The organism is Streptosporangium subroseum (genome assembly GCF_900188345.1).
In the GTDB taxonomy this organism is placed as follows: domain Bacteria; phylum Actinomycetota; class Actinomycetes; order Streptosporangiales; family Streptosporangiaceae; genus Streptosporangium; species Streptosporangium subroseum.
Genome location: NZ_FZOD01000009.1, coordinates 73,421 through 87,865, shown reverse-complemented (window position 1 = coordinate 87,865; position 14,445 = coordinate 73,421). Strand labels below are relative to the sequence as shown.

The 14,445-nt window shown below is 69.3% G+C and carries 17 protein-coding genes; 6 read left to right on the top strand and 11 right to left on the bottom strand.

Annotation, left to right across the window (positions count from 1 at the left end; all coding sequences use genetic code 11):
- The first annotated feature begins 200 nt into the window (after positions 1-200).
- The gene (locus CHC08_RS11965; RefSeq protein ID WP_089207304.1) at positions 201-797 is read left to right on the top strand and encodes a DUF7711 family protein; all 597 of its coding nucleotides are present in this window, start codon (positions 201-203) and stop codon (positions 795-797) included.
- Between the two features lie 98 nt (positions 798-895).
- Here CHC08_RS11965 and CHC08_RS11960 read toward each other — a convergent pair whose 3' ends face one another.
- From CHC08_RS11960 to CHC08_RS50630, 3 genes are all read right to left on the bottom strand, one after another.
- Positions 896-1,594, bottom strand: a complete 699-nt coding sequence (locus CHC08_RS11960) for a GNAT family N-acetyltransferase (protein WP_089207303.1) — start codon at positions 1,592-1,594, stop codon at positions 896-898.
- The gene (locus tag CHC08_RS11955) at positions 1,591-2,511 is read right to left on the bottom strand and encodes an NADP-dependent oxidoreductase (RefSeq protein WP_089207419.1); all 921 of its coding nucleotides are present in this window, start codon (positions 2,509-2,511) and stop codon (positions 1,591-1,593) included. Before CHC08_RS11955 ends, CHC08_RS11960 begins: the two co-directional genes overlap by 4 nt.
- Before the next feature lie 309 nt (positions 2,512-2,820).
- Positions 2,821-3,000 carry a hypothetical protein gene (locus CHC08_RS50630; RefSeq protein WP_218825263.1) on the bottom strand — a complete coding sequence of 60 codons (180 nt, stop codon included), beginning with the start codon at positions 2,998-3,000 and terminating at the stop codon, positions 2,821-2,823.
- Positions 3,001-3,118: 118 nt separating this feature from the next.
- Between CHC08_RS50630 and CHC08_RS50625 the strand changes: the two genes are divergently transcribed.
- Positions 3,119-3,385: an IS110 family transposase gene (locus CHC08_RS50625; RefSeq protein WP_245878270.1), complete on the top strand. Its 267-nt coding sequence runs from the start codon at positions 3,119-3,121 to the stop codon at positions 3,383-3,385.
- A gap of 65 nt (positions 3,386-3,450) precedes the next feature.
- Here CHC08_RS50625 and CHC08_RS11945 read toward each other — a convergent pair whose 3' ends face one another.
- Positions 3,451-6,531, bottom strand: a complete 3,081-nt coding sequence (locus CHC08_RS11945; RefSeq protein WP_218825261.1) for an AfsR/SARP family transcriptional regulator — start codon at positions 6,529-6,531, stop codon at positions 3,451-3,453.
- Between the two features lie 160 nt (positions 6,532-6,691).
- Here CHC08_RS11945 and CHC08_RS11940 point away from each other — a divergent pair, with 160 nt between their 5' ends.
- From CHC08_RS11940 to CHC08_RS51455, 3 genes are all read left to right on the top strand, one after another.
- On the top strand, positions 6,692-7,156 hold the full coding sequence (locus CHC08_RS11940; protein WP_089207301.1) for a hypothetical protein: 465 nt from the start codon (positions 6,692-6,694) through the stop codon (positions 7,154-7,156).
- A 345-nt stretch (positions 7,157-7,501) separates the two neighbouring features.
- Positions 7,502-7,870 (top strand): hypothetical protein, encoded by a 369-nt coding sequence (locus CHC08_RS11935; RefSeq protein WP_089207300.1) that lies wholly within the window; start codon positions 7,502-7,504, stop codon positions 7,868-7,870.
- Between the two features lie 81 nt (positions 7,871-7,951).
- Positions 7,952-8,302, top strand: coding sequence for a hypothetical protein (locus CHC08_RS51455; RefSeq protein ID WP_245878269.1), 351 nt, complete (start codon positions 7,952-7,954; stop codon positions 8,300-8,302).
- 15 nt (positions 8,303-8,317) lie between these two features.
- Here CHC08_RS51455 and CHC08_RS11925 read toward each other — a convergent pair whose 3' ends face one another.
- From CHC08_RS11925 to CHC08_RS11915, 3 genes are read right to left on the bottom strand one after another with little or no spacing between them, the layout of a single operon-like run.
- Positions 8,318-9,199 carry an iron-sulfur cluster assembly protein gene (locus CHC08_RS11925; RefSeq protein WP_218825260.1) on the bottom strand — a complete coding sequence of 294 codons (882 nt, stop codon included), beginning with the start codon at positions 9,197-9,199 and terminating at the stop codon, positions 8,318-8,320.
- Complete coding sequence (locus CHC08_RS11920; RefSeq protein ID WP_089207298.1) at positions 9,196-10,236, bottom strand: amidohydrolase family protein; 1,041 nt, start codon at positions 10,234-10,236, stop codon at positions 9,196-9,198. Before CHC08_RS11920 ends, CHC08_RS11925 begins: the two co-directional genes overlap by 4 nt.
- A gap of 1 nt (position 10,237) precedes the next feature.
- Positions 10,238-11,272: an NAD(P)-dependent alcohol dehydrogenase gene (locus tag CHC08_RS11915; protein ID WP_089207417.1), complete on the bottom strand. Its 1,035-nt coding sequence runs from the start codon at positions 11,270-11,272 to the stop codon at positions 10,238-10,240.
- A gap of 368 nt (positions 11,273-11,640) precedes the next feature.
- On the opposite strand from CHC08_RS11915, the gene CHC08_RS50620 reads away from it, so the two are divergent.
- Positions 11,641-12,045 (top strand): PASTA domain-containing protein, encoded by a 405-nt coding sequence (locus CHC08_RS50620; protein ID WP_218825259.1) that lies wholly within the window; start codon positions 11,641-11,643, stop codon positions 12,043-12,045.
- A gap of 161 nt (positions 12,046-12,206) precedes the next feature.
- Here CHC08_RS50620 and CHC08_RS11905 read toward each other — a convergent pair whose 3' ends face one another.
- The 4 genes from CHC08_RS11905 to CHC08_RS11895 are packed head-to-tail and all read right to left on the bottom strand — an operon-like array spanning position 12,207 to position 14,441.
- Positions 12,207-12,668, bottom strand: a complete 462-nt coding sequence (locus CHC08_RS11905) for a cupin domain-containing protein (protein ID WP_089207297.1) — start codon at positions 12,666-12,668, stop codon at positions 12,207-12,209.
- Entirely contained in the window at positions 12,668-13,189 is a 522-nt protein-coding gene (locus CHC08_RS11900; protein ID WP_089207296.1) for a flavin reductase family protein, read from the bottom strand. Before CHC08_RS11900 ends, CHC08_RS11905 begins: the two co-directional genes overlap by 1 nt.
- On the bottom strand, positions 13,186-13,353 hold the full coding sequence (locus tag CHC08_RS49480) for a hypothetical protein (protein WP_179281993.1): 168 nt from the start codon (positions 13,351-13,353) through the stop codon (positions 13,186-13,188). Before CHC08_RS49480 ends, CHC08_RS11900 begins: the two co-directional genes overlap by 4 nt.
- On the bottom strand, positions 13,350-14,441 hold the full coding sequence (locus tag CHC08_RS11895; protein WP_089207295.1) for an LLM class flavin-dependent oxidoreductase: 1,092 nt from the start codon (positions 14,439-14,441) through the stop codon (positions 13,350-13,352). Before CHC08_RS11895 ends, CHC08_RS49480 begins: the two co-directional genes overlap by 4 nt.
- Between the last annotated feature and the right edge of the window lie 4 nt (positions 14,442-14,445).

The window sequence follows — 14,445 nt, the reverse complement described above, 5'->3', positions numbered from 1 at the left end:
CGGCGTGGCTGAAGCGGGGAGGCGGCCTGGCTCCGGCTCCGGCCTCCTCGGCTTCGCTGTCGCCGCAGGACGGGCAACGATGACGACGCACGAGACATGAGCCGGGAACGGGGATGACGCCCTCCTGCCGGTGGCTCCCCGCCTGATGGGCCGGTGCCGGCGCGGCTCGGCGGTCCACCCGCATGGGCGAGGATGGCCGCATGAAATGGACCCGCGCCGTACATCATGTGGAGTCGCTGGCGCAGGAGTGCGCCGCGATGGCCACCCGGCCATCCTCGATCTTCCCGTTGCGGGTGACCCAGATGTGGGCGGTCGCAGACCTCCTCGGTCCGCCGCGTGATCTGGAGACCGTGACGGTCGCCCTGTGCGTCGATCTTCCGGCCGACGAGGTCCCCTGGTGGAGCGAACCGCCCGGCGCGCAACACTGGGCGAACGCCACCCGCCTGGCCAAGAACCCGGTGCTGGTCTGGTGGAGATCCGCGCACGTGCCGGTCTGGAACCACCGCATCGATCGGCCGGCCCTGGTCTGGGACGACGCGGGCGGGGTGCGGGAGGACACGCTGGCCGCGCTGCGCGACGGGCGCGGCGAAACCGTCCGCTCGGCCGCCCCCGCCGACGATCTGCTGTCGGCGCGGGTACGCGAGGAGCTGGCGGTCAGCCTGCGCGCCCTCCGCGCGTGCACGCAGACGTACGAGAAACGGCGCTGGAGCCCGGGGAAGCTCGAACCGGTCGCGGACGCGCTGTGGCGAGCCGGCGACGGTTACCTCGACGTGCTCGACGCGGTGAACCGCACGTAGCTTTCCCCTGCCGGACACCCGGATCCGGAGGCGGCCACGGCCGCCTCGGCTACGTCACCGGTTGGGCGTCTCGGTAGACACCCGCGCGGCGAGAGACGTCACCGGCTGGGGACCCCGGCAGGCACGCGTGCGGCGAGAAACGTCGCGGAGCGGCGGAGCCGGAATCCCAAGGACTCGTACAACCGGATCGCGTTCGTGTTGTCGGCCGCGGCGTGCAGGAAGGGCGTCTCCCCGCGCTCCCGGATGCCGGCGGCGACGGCATGCACCAGCCGGGTCGCCAACCCCTGGCCGCGGAAGGCCTCGTCGGTGCAGATGGCGCTGATCTCCGTCCAGCCCGGCGGGTGCAGCCGTTCGCCGGCCATCGCTACCAGCGCGCCGCCACGGCGGATGCCGAGGTAGACGCCCAGTTCGATCGTACGGGGCAGGAACGGGCCCGGTTTGGTGCGCTCGACAAGATCGAGCATCTCGGGCACGTCCTTCTCCTCCAGCCGGACGGCCTCGTCGTCCGGCGCGGCGGCGATACCGTCGTCGACCAGTTGGACACCGGCCAGGCGCATCACCACCTCCCAGTCGTCCGGCGGCGGGACCGCCACGCCCGCGAGCGGAACCAACGCCCCCGGACCGGCCAGCGCGGCGATGTCGTTCCAGTCGGCGGCGTCGGGCTCCAGCGGCAGCGCGACGAACGGGGAGACGTCGACCGGGTAGCGCAGCACGTTGCCGCGCCGTTCGGCGAAGTGGGCGTGCGGCCCCGTCAAGGACGACCACGCGGGGTTGTCCAGAGGATGCGGCTCGCTCACCGGGCCACCTCGATCACGATCTTTCCGCGGGCGTGTCCGTCCTCTACCTCCCGCAACGCCTGGGATGCCTGATCAAGGGGGAACGTCGCGGTCACGAACGGCCGCAGCACGCCCTGCACGACCAGCTGCGCGACCGCGTCGAGCACCGTCCGGTCGCGCACCCGCCGCACCGGTGAACCACCGAGCCTCGCGACGGTCTCCCTGTCGCCTGCGGTGATCAGCTTCGACCGATCCTCAAGCACCTCGGCCACCTCTTCCAGCGCCGTGCCTCCGACCAGGTCGTAGATCGCGTCGACACCGTCCGGCGCGGCGGCCCGCACCCGGTCCGCGACTCCCGGCCCCGGCTCGACATGGACCACGCCGAGGGATTCGACGAAGTCTTTCTTACCGGCGCCGGCGGTGCCGATCACCGTGAGACCGGCATGCCTGGCGATCTGCGCGGCCGCCACCCCGACTCCGCCGCCGACACCGACGATCAGCAGCGTCGCGCCGGGCGCCAGCTCCAGCTGGTGGACACCGTCGTAGGCGGTGGCCGCCGCGATGGGCAGGGTCGCCGCGTCCACGAACGACAGGACCTCGGGCTTGTGCGCGCTCACCTCGACAGGAAGCAGGGTGTATTCGGCGTAGCCGCCGGTGATGGAGTTACCGAAGACCGCGTCGCCGACGTCGAACCCCTCGACGCCTTCGCCGACCTGCTCGACCACTCCGGCGACCTCGTTACCGAGCACGGACGGCAACTCCGCCGGCGCCGCGCCCGCCGGGCGATAGCCCGTCCGCTTCTTCCAGTCGACGGGGTTGACCCCTGCCGCCCGTACCGCGACCAGGAGCTGACCGGGGCCCGGGACCGGCCTGGGAAGGTCGATGAACGCCTCCACCTCCGGGCCACCGTACTGGGTGAACGCGTACGCCTTGGGCATCCGATCCTCCATATGCCTTCTATTCCTACATGAATAGTAGAGATAATCGCATCGCGTCAGCCTTTATTCCTCCGTTTCCAGTATCCCCAATCAGAATTATCGGGTCTGCTGCTGGGCAGACTCGAACCGGTAGCCGCCGGCGGGCGAGCACTTCGTCCCCCTGAGCCCTTCGGGAGCCCTGCTAAAAGATCGTGCCCCTACCGGTCGGCCGGGAGAGGTGATCGCTGCTGGGATGTCGTGCCCACCCCGAGGGGTGAGCACTCCTTGATTAGGTCGCCGATGGCTCTCCCGCGGGCTCCCTTAAGGGTGTCAGCTGCCAAACTGACCATCGGCCAGATCAGCGCGACCCTCAAGCGCGCCCGCCGCCGCGACATCGGCGAGAAGGCCGCCCGGATCCAGCAGGCCTTGCGCACCGGCCACCTCGGCCAGTCCGGCGTCGTGGCCGCCGCCTACGCTGCCGCAGTCGTTTTCCCAGACCGCGATCCTCACCGTCCTTAACGAGCAGATCGCGGCTCTGCAAGGGCAGGTGGAAGAGCATTTCGGCCAGCACCCGGCCGCTGAAGTCATCCTCAGCCAGCCCGGCTTGGGGCCGATTCTGGGTGCTCGGGTGATCGCAGAGTTCGGTGACGCCGACGGCCGGTATGTCTCGGCCAAGGCCCGCCGCAACTACGCCGGGACCAGTCCCATCACCCGAGCTTCGGGGAAGAAGAAGTACGTCGCCGCGCTCTACGGCAACCATCTGCAGCACGTCACCGGCATAGCGGGCGGTTTCAGCGCGTTGCCGCACAGAAACGAAGCCGAGCGCTCCGAAAAGGAGCGGCGCTGGTCACTTCAGGCGAAGTGCCTGCCGGGGGTCTTCCTGGGAAGCGTCTGAGGGACCGCGGGCGAGGGGAGCGAGGGCTGGCCCGCTGAACAGGTGCGGTCACGGCCGGCTGGTGCTCACTCATCTAGGGCGGCGAGATGTCCTCGTACGTCGTCGGTGTCCGGCACGCCGAGATCGGCGTAGCACGTGAGCGCCTGATCGTAATGAAGGCGGGCGCGAGCGGGGTCGCCCAGGGCTTGACGGGCCCGGCCGAGGCCGGCGTGGGCGCGGGCCTGCTCGTCCACGGCGCCGTTGTCGTCGGCGATGGCCAGGGCGGCGCTGTGGTGGGTGACGGCGTCGGCGTGGTGCCCGGCGGCGTACGCGGCTTCGCCGAGGCCGTTGAGCGCCACGCCCTGTCCGTCGTCGTCGCCGCTCTCAAGGAACAGGGCGTAAGCCTGCTGGAGGAACGCGGCAGCGTCTTCGTGTTTCCCCAGGCCCAGGTAGTCGATGCCGAGGTTGGCCAGCGCTACTCCCTCACCGGTCCGGTCGCCGGTGTCCTGGTACAGGTTCATGGCCTGCCGGTGACGGTCAGCCGCTCGGTCGTAGGCGCGCTGCCGGCACTCGACGCTCCCGAGCATGTCGAGCGCGTCGGCCTCACCGAGACGGTCGCCGGTCTGCCGGCACAGAAGAAGCGCCTGCTCGAAGTGGTGGGTCGCCTCGCCGTAGTGTCCTTGGCGCATCTCGGTCGCGCCGATTTTGACCAGCGCGCGGGACTCCCCGACACGGTCGCCGATACGCCGGTAGAGATCCAGGGCTTGCCAGCCGTATTCGGTGGCTCGGCCGTAGCAGCCCCGGCTGTCCTCCACACCGCTGAGGTTGTTCAGGGCGCGCGCCTCACCGACATGGTCGCCGACCTGGCGGAAGAGATCCAAAGCCAGTTCGAGGTGATCGGTGGCCTGTCCGTAGTGGCCGGACTTCAGGTAGGTGCTTCCGAGGCCGTGGAGCGCGTATGCCTGTCCGGCCTTGTCCCCGGCCTGCCGGGTGGCGTCCAGGGCGTGCTGGTGGATGGTCAGTGCGTCGGTGTTGTGGCCGGCTTCGAAGTAGCGGAAAAGGGTGGTGGACAGCCGGCTGGTGTGGCTGGGCCTGCCATGGGCGGCGGTGTGGGCGGCCACCGCGATCAGGGTGGGCTGTTCGGCCTCCAGCCAGCCGCGGGCGGCGCCCGGGTCGGCCAGGTCCGGGACGGGGGTCGCGGGCGCGGGGATCCGGGGCCTGCGGTGGACTTCGGCCGGGTACAGCGTGTCCATGGCGGCCGCGGAGGTGGCCAGATAGTAGTCGAACAGCCGCTCCAGCGCGGCCCCGCTCTGTTCGTGCCCGTCGCGGGCCGCGCTCAGGTCGGCGGCGTAGGTGCGTAGCAGGTCGTGCATGCCGTACCGGCCGGCGCCGGCGTGGTGCACGAGGTTGGCCCGGGCGAGCGTGTCCAGGGCGCGGCGCGCCTCCGGCAACGAGCCGCCGGCCAGCGCGGCGGCGTTGTAGGTGTCGAAGCCGGATCCGAGATGCAGGCCGAGCAGCCGGAACACGCGAGCGGTCTCGGCGGAGAGGTGTCGCACGGACCAGGAGAAGACCGTGGCCACGGCCGCGCGAGGATCACCACCGGCGTCCAGCAGGTCCAGCCGCCACTGGAGGTCGGCCAGTTCGGCGACGAGCTCGGCCAAGCGAGTCAGGGGACGGGAGACGGCCAGTTCGGCGGCGACCCGCAGAGCCAGCGGCAGACGGACGCACTGCTGGGCGAGAGTCGCGACGGCGTCGGGTTCGGCGTCGGCCCGCGGACCGATCAGGGTTCGCAGCAGGGCGACCGCCTCGTCCTGCGTGAGCAGGTCGAGTTCGACACGGCGGGCGCCGTGCGTCGCGATCAGCGCGGCGAGGCTGTCGCGGCTGGTCACCACGACCGCGCACGTCCCGGTGCCGGGCAGCAGCGGGCGAACCTGCTCGACCGAGGAGGCGTTGTCCAGCAGGATCAACATACGCCGATCGGCGATCTCGCTGCGGTAGCGGGTCGATCGCTCGTCCACCTCCAAGGGGATCTCCACCTCGGGCACGCCCAGGACTCTCAAGAACCGGGTCAGCGCGTCGCCCGCGGTCATCGGCCGATCGGGGTCGTAGCCGCGCAGGTTGACATACAACTGCCCATCGGGGAACCGGGGGCGCACCCGGTGCCCGAATCGAATCGCCAGGGCGGTTTTGCCCACACCGGCGGTGCCCGACACTGCCGAGATCACCACCGCCGGCGAGCCGGCGGCGAGCGTCCCGGCGGTCGCCGGTGATGTGACCTCCGCACCGAGAAGATCACTGAGCTGGGCCAGTTCGGTTTCGCGGCCGATGAAGTTCGGCACATCGGCAGGCAATTGCGCGGGCACGCCGGGCGTGGGTAATCGGGAAGGGTTCGGTGCTGCCGCCGGCGCTGGAAGCTCGACCTCGTCACGGAGAATCGCCTGGTGCAGCTCGCGTAAGGCAGGGCCGGGGTCCAGACCGAGCTGGTCGGACACCAGGTCGCGCGTCCGGGTGTACACCTCGAGCGCGTCGCCGGCGCGTCCGGCCCGGTACAGGGCGAGCATGTAGCCGCCGACGAGGCGTTCCCTGAGCGGGTGCTCGCCGGTCAGTCGCGCGAGCTCGGGAACGAGTTCGTGATGGCGGCCCAGCTCCAGGCCGGCCGCCACGGATTCCTCGACGGCGTACAAACGCAACTCGTCCAGATCGGCGCAGATCCGCTGTCGCAGTTGCTCTCCGGCGGCGTTGTGCAGCGCCGGACCGGCCCACAGGGCGAGCGCCTCTCGTAGCACCTGATCCCGCTCACCCAGCTCGGTAGCGGCGGCCGCGATCTCGAGCAGGCGACGGAACCGGTGCGCGTCGACCATGTCCGGAGACACCACCAGCCGGTAGCCGCCCCCGTCGGACACCAACCTCACCGCGGGCTCCGCCTCGCCGGCCTCGGCCAGCAGCGCGCGTATCCGCGAGGCCATGCTGCGCAGAAACTGACGCGCCCGCTCGGGCGGGTCGTCCTGCCACAGCAGGCCGCACAATCGCTCGGCCGACACCACCCGGCCCGCCTCCAGCAGCAGGATTCCCAGCAGACAACGTTCCTGCCTGCGCACCGGGCTCAGCACCCGGCCATCATCAGCGTGCACCTCGACCGGACCGAGCACCCGGAACCGCATAGCCATTCCCCCAAAGGCCGCTGCCAACTTTTTGTCAACCCTAACGGCAACTCGAAGGTTGCATGCTTGTCAAACGGGACCGGAAAGGCAGAATCCGCTGCGGCCTTCGCCGCAGCTGTATCGGGCCCAACGGCTATTTCTGTCGCCTACGTATGGAGCGGGGAAAATGCAATTCATCCGTAAGTTCCTGACGGTCACCACCGTGGCGGGGGCTCTCGCCGCAAGCACGCTGTCGGGCGTTCTCGCAGCGAGTCCCGCGAGTGCGGCCACGATCGAGTGCGTCAACGGCGCCAACGGTTTCGCCAACATCGCCTACAACAAGAGAGGATCGCTCGTCAACAGCGTCGACCTCGGCGGCGGGCGAAAGGCGGAACTGCACAGAGGCCAGGTCAACGGCGACCGCGGATGGGCCATCATCACGGGCAGCACGAAGGCGGGCGACAAGGTCTGGATGGACTGGACGACCACTGCCCGTGAAGGAGGCTGGCTGCAGTGCGGTCCTTTCAGTGTCCAGGCGAACGGCCTGACCAACACGAGCGCGGCACAGAAGACGTCTACCGATTCCAGGTGGCAGTTTCGCGCGTGCGGCCAGATCGTTGGCGGAAGCACGAAGTGTGCCGCCTGGTGGTAACACTTTTCGCCGAGCGGAACCCTGACATCTGATGGTCCCGCGGCCCCGTACGCCGGTGGGGGGCGAGCATGCCTCTCACCCACCGGCGTGCGGGTGCTCGCCGGATCACGACGGAAGGCGTACCCGTGTCGCCGGTCGGCCCCGCGCGAGATCGACAGGGGCTTCCTCGCGCGTCTGCGGTTCGACGAAATCGGCGGTCGGTGACGAAAGAGATCTTTTCGTCCCGTGCGAAACCGCGAGGTCGATCACCGTCCGCCGGGCTTCCCCCTCGCCGGCGGTGAGGAATCCAGTACGAGAACGTCATCGATCCATGGAGGAAGCATGTATTTGAGAAAGCGTACTGCGATGACCTGGGCAGCGGTGGTCGCAGTGGCGACGCTGTTCGCCGCCTCACCTGCCTCCGCGTTCACCGCCTCACCCGCTCCCGCGTTCACCGGAAACGGCACGTTGAGCACCACGGGCGCCGTGGGAGCGTACAAATACGTGAGAGGATCCGGCGGCTGGGATCTCTTCGCACGCGACCCGCTGAGCGACGGGCACTGCGCGCAGTGGCAGATAAAGCATCCCGGAGGTAGCTGGGCCTGGTACGGAAACAGGGTGTGCACCGGAACAGAGACGTATGTGTACGCGGGAGCCCTGGACGAGGACCAGATCCGCATCTGCCGCACGGGGACCGGAAACTGTTCCGCCTCCGTGTCACTGGAGCTGAGCTAAGGCCTGTCTGACAATTCGAAGTGGCGGAGCCAGAGCATGACGGATGCCCGGGTGACGCCTGCGAGGTAGTGGCTGGCGAGCTTGTCGAAGCGGGTGGCGATGGCTCGCCACCCGCTTGAGCTTGGCGAAACACCGCTCGACCAGGTTGCGGTCTTTGTAGGTGACCGCGTCGAAGGCGAAAGGACGACCTTCCTGGCTGCTTTTGCGCTTGCGGTTGGCGATCTGGTCTTTGCGTTCGGGGATGACCGCCTGGATGCCGCGCCGTCGCAGGTACAGGCGGAGACGACCTCCTCGCCGGTCAGGACCTGCAGCGAGCCGCCGAGGCTGACCGAGCACGCGGCCAATGTGGCGCGGCTCGTCTCCTGCCTGACCCCCGAGGAGAGGCAGGCCCTCGACCGGTCCCTCCGCAGCCTTCTGCACGCGATCGACTAGCCCGGCGACCGCGCCTCACGGGCCTTTCTCTCGCCGATCGGCAGCCGATTCGGGGTAGCGCGTACGCAGCAGCCCGCGGCAGAAATCGGCGTTGCCCTCGATGCTGACCCGCACGGCGCGGGCGAAGCGCAGTCGTGGCACGGCCTGCTCGGCGGGGATCGGCTCCCCGCGCTCGTCGAGAAGCAGCGGCGACCGCGGCGAGCAGTCCAGCCCGAGCTCGGCCCGGCGGCGAAGCAGCCGGGCCAGCTCCGGGGACTCCGGGGCGTCGCCCAGCAGTAGCGGTACGGATTTTTGGCCCTCGGCGGCCAACCGGGCGCACAGCCGGTCGAGGCTCGCCAGATAGGTCTTGCGCCGGAACGTCAGGCGCAGCTCGTCGAGTTCTTCGCACGCCTCGCCGGGAAAGGACCCGGCGAACCCCGCGTCCCCGGCCACACCCGCGTTGATCTCGTCGGACGCGAAGTGGTCCTCCAGCCGGACCTCCGCCGCGACCACGCCGGGGACCGCTCGCACCGCGTCACGGGCGTCGGCGACCATGAGGTAGGCGAAGTTCGGCGCGCAGAAGTACGTCGGCAGCCGGAGCCGTACCGACACGCGTCCTTCGCTGACCTCGGCCTCCCTGACGAACCCGAGCTCGGTGATCGGCTCGTCCAGCTCCGGATCCCGCACGGTCGCCAACGCGTCCCATATCCCGTCGCGGCCGGGAGGCGGCACGCTCGTGCCGGCGCTTTCGACGACCCCGCCGCGACCGGGAGACAACATGCTCATGCCGGCGCCTGCGACGAACCCGTCGCGACCGGGAAACAGCGTGCTCATGCCGGTGCCTTCGACGACCCCGCCTCGGCCAGGAGACGACACGCCTTCGACGACCCCGTCACGGCCGGGAGACGACACGCTCATGCCGGCCTCTTCGGCCCGGATCCGACGGGCTCGCCGCTGCCCACATGGGCGTCCGCGACCTCCAGCCCGGGCGGCACCGGGATGTCGTAGAGCCGGGCGACATTGAGACCCAGGATCTTCTTCTTCACCGCGGTGGTGATCTCGCCGTACTCCCCGCGCATGTCCTCCGGGATCTGGAAGTCCACGAACCGTTCGATGAGCCACTTGGGCGTCCAGATCGCGTAGTCGCTGGCGAAGGTGAGCCGGTTCTCGTCGAGCCAGTACAGCAGCTCGCCGAGGATCTGGGCGAAGTAGCGCGGCCTGGTGTGAATGAACGGCAACACGACCGCGAGGCCGGCGTAGACGTTGGGCTCCTGCGTGGCGATCCAGCAGAAGTCCTCCAGTCTGGGCAGCCCGCAGTGCTCGACGACAAACGTCAGCTCCGGGAACGCGGTCGCGACCTCGTCCACATCGGCCACGTCGAACGCGTCCCGGTTGAGCGGGTAGATCGTCGGTCCCTTGTGGACGTGGATGTTGCGGATCCCGAGCTCATGGCATTTTTCGAGGTACCGGTAGGACCACGGGTCGGACAGTTTCCAGCCCTTCGACGCGCCCTTCCACTCGGCGGTGTAGAGCTTGACGCCTTTGAGGTTCCAGCGTTCGGCCAGCGCCTCGAGCTTGTCGAGCCCCTCCTCGCCGTCGCGCGGATCCCATGACCCGTTCACGATGAACCTGTCCGGATGCTTCTCCGCGAGCGCCCCGTCCTGCTCGGTGGTGTTGAAACCGTTCACGTAGAAGTCGGTGAGGTAGGTCGGCTGGAAGATCGCCTTGTCCACGTAACCGACCTCGAACAGATCGTGCAGGACCCGTTCCTCGCTCTGCCGCCAGAAATCCTCCAGCGACCAGACCTCCGACTCCGGCGAGAGATTGCGGTGGTAGTCGTAGAAGCAGTTGATGAAGCCCTCTCCATAGCGATTGGCCTGGTTCGACGGTCTGGCGTCCCAGAAATGGATGTGCCCGTCGACGATGAAGTATTTCTGACCGTCCTTTTCGTACATCTCAACTCCTTGACGGTACGAGGATTCCGCGGCCCCGCAGGCGACCGCTCTCCAGGTCGTCCATGGCGTCGTTGACGGCTTCCAAGGGATACGTCTTGGTGTGCAGACTGACCTTCCCCTGCGCCGTGAGGGCCATCAGCTCGTCCAGGTCGTTGTAGGAACCGATGAGGTTGCCGATCACGTTGATCTCGCTGGAGATGATGTCGATGGTGGGGATCTCGATGCGTCCGCCGTAGCCGATCACGAAGTACGAGCCCGCGCGGCGCAGCATTCTCACGCCCTCGGCTTCGGCGCCCCCTTCACCGACGAAGTCCAGCACCACGTGCGCGCCCTCCCCGCCGGTGAGGTCGGCGACCGCGTCGACCTGCCCGCCGTCGGCCTGAACGGTGTGCGTGGCGCCCAGCTCCCTGGAGAGTTCGAGCGCGGCCGGTGACCGGTCGACGACGATGATCTCGGCGGGCACCATCGCGGCCAGGCACTGCACGCCGATGTGGCCCAGCCCACCGGCGCCGATCACCACGACCCGCGTGCCCGGATAGAGCAGCGGCACCGCCTTGCGGACCGCGTGGTAGGCGGTGAGGCCCGCGTCGGCCAGTGCGGCGACGTCCACGGGCCGCAGGGAGGGATCCAGCTTGACCACGGTCCGGGCGTTGGTGAGCAGCAGCTCGGCCATGCCTCCGTCGGTGTCGATACCGGGAAGCTTCGAGTCGGCGCAGTGCACGTCGTCGCCCGCGCGGCACGCCCGGCACAGTCCGCAGGTGGCGACCGGGTGCAGGATGACCGCGTCACCGGGCTCGACGTTCGTCACGGCCGAGCCGACCTCCCGCACCCAGCCGGCGTTCTCGTGCCCGATCGTGTACGGCAGGGTCACCCCGGACTTCTCGGCCCACTGGCCTTCGACGATGTGCAGGTCCGTACGGCACAGGCCGGCCCCGCCGACCTCGACCAGCACGTCCAGCGGCTCGCTGACCTTGGGGTCCGGGACGTCCTCGACGACCGGCCGCTTGTTGTACTCGTGTACTCGTACGGCTTTCATCGTCACTCCCCGGCCGCCGAAGGTTGTCATTCGATCGTTGGTTCGGCCACCGGCGGCGGTCAAGGCTGAGGTTTCACACAGCCGGATATTTGCCCGATATTTCACATAGCTCGAATTTCGGGGTGGTTACCGGACCGATTCACCACGCGGCTCCGGTAATTCCCGATGATCTGATTCCCGGCCCACCGTGTCAGCGCCGGGCCCCGCGGCACGACCGCCGGGGTCGTCAGGGAGGGGAAATCGGCGTTGGCCGACCGGCAAGAATCTTGGAAGCGACAAGGTAAATAGCGGAGAGTTACTTTAGATAAACGCAGAGCGATCGGGGTACGTCTCCTGTCCGTCCGTTCCCTCACCCCGGGAGATCTTCGATGCAGGTCAGCCGCCTACTCTCCGCCCTCTCCGCCACCGTGTTCAGCGCCGTGCTCATCGGATGCGGGGGCGGCGCGGACGCCGCCGCCCCGGCCGCGACCGTCCTCGCGTCTCCGGCCACCGCCACGGCCGCGAATGACGCCACGGCGAAACCCTCGAAGGTCGCCGAGCCCGATCCGGAGACGAAGACGCTGCCCAACGTGGTCGGCCTGAATCTGCAGGACGGGCAGAACACCCTGCAGACCGTGGGCTTCTACCTCCTGGACGACAAGGACGCCACCGGCCAGAACCGGTTCCAGATCCTTGACCGCAACTGGGTGATCACCGAGCAGGATCCGGCCGCCGGCCAGGAGGTCTCGACCGACACGAAGATCACGCTGTACGCCAAGAAGTACGGCGAGTAGGACGAGGGGCCCTGCGGAGGCGGCATCTGCCGCCTCCGACCCCGGTCCGGGAACTTCGGGTCCCCGTCACCGCGACGCCCGGACCGGGCCGATCCGGGTCGTCACCCCCGCCGGTCACCGCGATGTCAGAACGGGCAGGTCCGAGAATCCTCAGGTCCTCCTCACCGCGACGTCAGGACCGGGCCGTTCCAGGTCAGCTCGTCGAGGTTGACCACGATGGCGTCCTGGGTGCTGCGGGCGATCACCACGATCGCCTCCAGGTCGGGGTCGGGGTTCTCCTCGCGGTGCGGAACGTAGGGCGGCACGAAGATGTAGTCGCCCGGCTTGGTGTCGATGCGCACCTCCACGGGTTCCTCCCTCTCGATGTCGACGAAGACGAACGACGGGGTGCCGCTGACCACGTAGATGGCGGTCTCGGACTCGCCGTGGTGATGGTTGGCCGAGGAGGTGGCCGGGGCGACGTGGGTCTGGCCCATCCACAGGCGGCTGGATCCGACGGTCTTGCCGCTGATCGCCGCGCGGCGGTGCATGCCACCGGTCTGGGCGGTCTCCGAGGTGAGCCCACCGGGCGCGATGTGGTGCAGTCGCCGGTGGAACGGGTCCTCGGGAATGGTGATCGGCATCAGGATCTCCTGGTCTTGTTGGAGGGGTGCGGCGCGAGCACACCGAAGTCTCCATCGTGGTACAGCAGCGGGGGGTGGGCCGAGTCGGCGTGGCCCTCCACGACCCGGCCGACGATCAGCCGGTGGTCTCCCGCGATGAACCGCTCCTGGATGCGGCAGAGCATCCACGCGGCCGTGCCGTACAGGAGCGGCTCTCCCGTGGGGAGGGATTCCCAGCGTTCCCGGTCGCCGAACCTGTCCGCCCCCTTCCTGGCGAACAGCTCGGCCACGTCCCGCTGGCCGTCCGCGAGGATGTGGACGACGAACCCGTTCGCGTCGCGGATCGCCGGCCAGCTCGACGAGCCGACCGAGATGCCGAACGACAGCAGCGGCGGATCGAGCGACATCGAGGTCAGCGAGGTCGCGGTGAATCCGACGGGCCCCGGGGCCGTGACGACGGCGACCCCGGCGGCGTGCCTGCGGAAGGCGGCCAGGAAGACGTCACGCGGCTGTTCGCCGCCGTCGATCGCCTCGGCGCTCATCGGCCGCCCTCCTCTGCGCGATGTACGGCCCGCGGCGGCGTTCCCGCGACGTTGCCGAGCGAAGGCGAGGAATCGAGGTCGGCCGGGTGGGGGGCGATCCCGACCCGCTCGCCTTCGGGGGTGACGTGGCAGGCGCCCCGGCGCGACGTGATGGGTGTGTTCACGCGCCGACGCTCGCGGGTTCGCGCCGGACAGCGCCCTGCCGGAGCAGCGGGACCAGCTCCTCACCCCACTGCACGACGTCGTCCACGGGCTCGAAGCCGCGGATGAGGAAGGTCGTGACGCCGAGGTCGCGATACTTCAGCAGTGCCTCCGCGACCTGCTCGGCGGTGCCGACCACGGCCGTGGAGTTGCCGCCGGGGCCGGTCAGGTTGGTCACGCCGTACCAGAGCCGCTCATCGTGCACCTCCTGGCCCGCCCCCTGCTCCTGGAGCCTGGCGGCCCCGACGGAGGTGGACTCGCCGCGGCCCTTGCCCCAGCTCCACGCGCCGCCGCCGACCCGCTCGGCGGTCGCCGCCCTGATCCGCTCGGCCCGTTCCCACGCCTCGGCCTCGGTGGCGGCGACGATGGGGCGGGTGGACAGGCTGAAGGTGATCTCCCGCCCGTGCCTGGCCGCCTCCGCCCGGACCTGCTCGATGCGCTCGGCGGTCTGGGCCAGCGGCTCGCCCCAGAGCATGTAGACGTCGGCCTGCTCGCCGCCGACCTGGACGGCCGCCGGGGAGGCTCCGCCGAAGTAGAGCGGGATATCGGCCCTGACCGAGCTGTAGGCGCCCTCGAACCGGTAGAACTCGCCCTCGTGGTCGAAGGGTTCCGCCGAGGTGAGCGTACGGCGCAGCACGGCCATGAACTCGCCCGTGCGCCGGTAGCGGGCGTCGTGGTCGAGGAAGTCGCCGTCGCGGCGCTGGTCGGCCTCGTCGCCGCCGGTGATGTGGTGGATGGCGACCCTGCCTCCGCCGGTGAGCTGGTCCAGGGTGGCGAGCTTCCTGGCCACCAGCGTCGGGGTCACGAAGCCGGGGCGGTGCGCGATCAGCACGCTCAGCCGCTCGGTCGTGTTCAGGACCGAGGCGGCGACGGCGAACCCGTCGGGCGAGGACGCGCCGTAGCCGATCAGCACCCGGTCGAACCCCGCCTCCTCGTGGGCGCGGGCGAACCTGGTCAGGTAGGGCGGGTCGATGGGCGGGCCGTCGAGGAAGGACCCATGGGTCTCGGAGAACTCCTTGGTGCCTACCATGCCGAGAATCTCGATGGACATGTGA

What these genes read in the sequence shown, in the direction of transcription:
- CHC08_RS11965 (WP_089207304.1), top strand. Translation starts at nt 201, where the DNA reads ATGAAATGGACCCGCGCCGTACATCATGTGGAGTCGCTGGCGCAGGAG.
- CHC08_RS11955 (WP_089207419.1), bottom strand. Translation starts at nt 2,511, where the DNA reads ATGCCCAAGGCGTACGCGTTCACCCAGTACGGTGGCCCGGAGGTGGAG.
- CHC08_RS11945 (WP_218825261.1), bottom strand. Translation starts at nt 6,531, where the DNA reads ATGGCTATGCGGTTCCGGGTGCTCGGTCCGGTCGAGGTGCACGCTGAT.
- CHC08_RS11940 (WP_089207301.1), top strand. Translation starts at nt 6,692, where the DNA reads ATGCAATTCATCCGTAAGTTCCTGACGGTCACCACCGTGGCGGGGGCT.
- CHC08_RS11935 (WP_089207300.1), top strand. Translation starts at nt 7,502, where the DNA reads ATGACCTGGGCAGCGGTGGTCGCAGTGGCGACGCTGTTCGCCGCCTCA.
- CHC08_RS11925 (WP_218825260.1), bottom strand. Translation starts at nt 9,199, where the DNA reads ATGAGCGTGTCGTCTCCCGGCCGTGACGGGGTCGTCGAAGGCGTGTCG.
- CHC08_RS11920 (WP_089207298.1), bottom strand. Translation starts at nt 10,236, where the DNA reads ATGTACGAAAAGGACGGTCAGAAATACTTCATCGTCGACGGGCACATC.
- CHC08_RS11915 (WP_089207417.1), bottom strand. Translation starts at nt 11,272, where the DNA reads ATGAAAGCCGTACGAGTACACGAGTACAACAAGCGGCCGGTCGTCGAG.
- CHC08_RS50620 (WP_218825259.1), top strand. Translation starts at nt 11,641, where the DNA reads ATGCAGGTCAGCCGCCTACTCTCCGCCCTCTCCGCCACCGTGTTCAGC.
- CHC08_RS11905 (WP_089207297.1), bottom strand. Translation starts at nt 12,668, where the DNA reads ATGCCGATCACCATTCCCGAGGACCCGTTCCACCGGCGACTGCACCAC.
- CHC08_RS11900 (WP_089207296.1), bottom strand. Translation starts at nt 13,189, where the DNA reads ATGAGCGCCGAGGCGATCGACGGCGGCGAACAGCCGCGTGACGTCTTC.
- CHC08_RS11895 (WP_089207295.1), bottom strand. Translation starts at nt 14,441, where the DNA reads ATGTCCATCGAGATTCTCGGCATGGTAGGCACCAAGGAGTTCTCCGAG.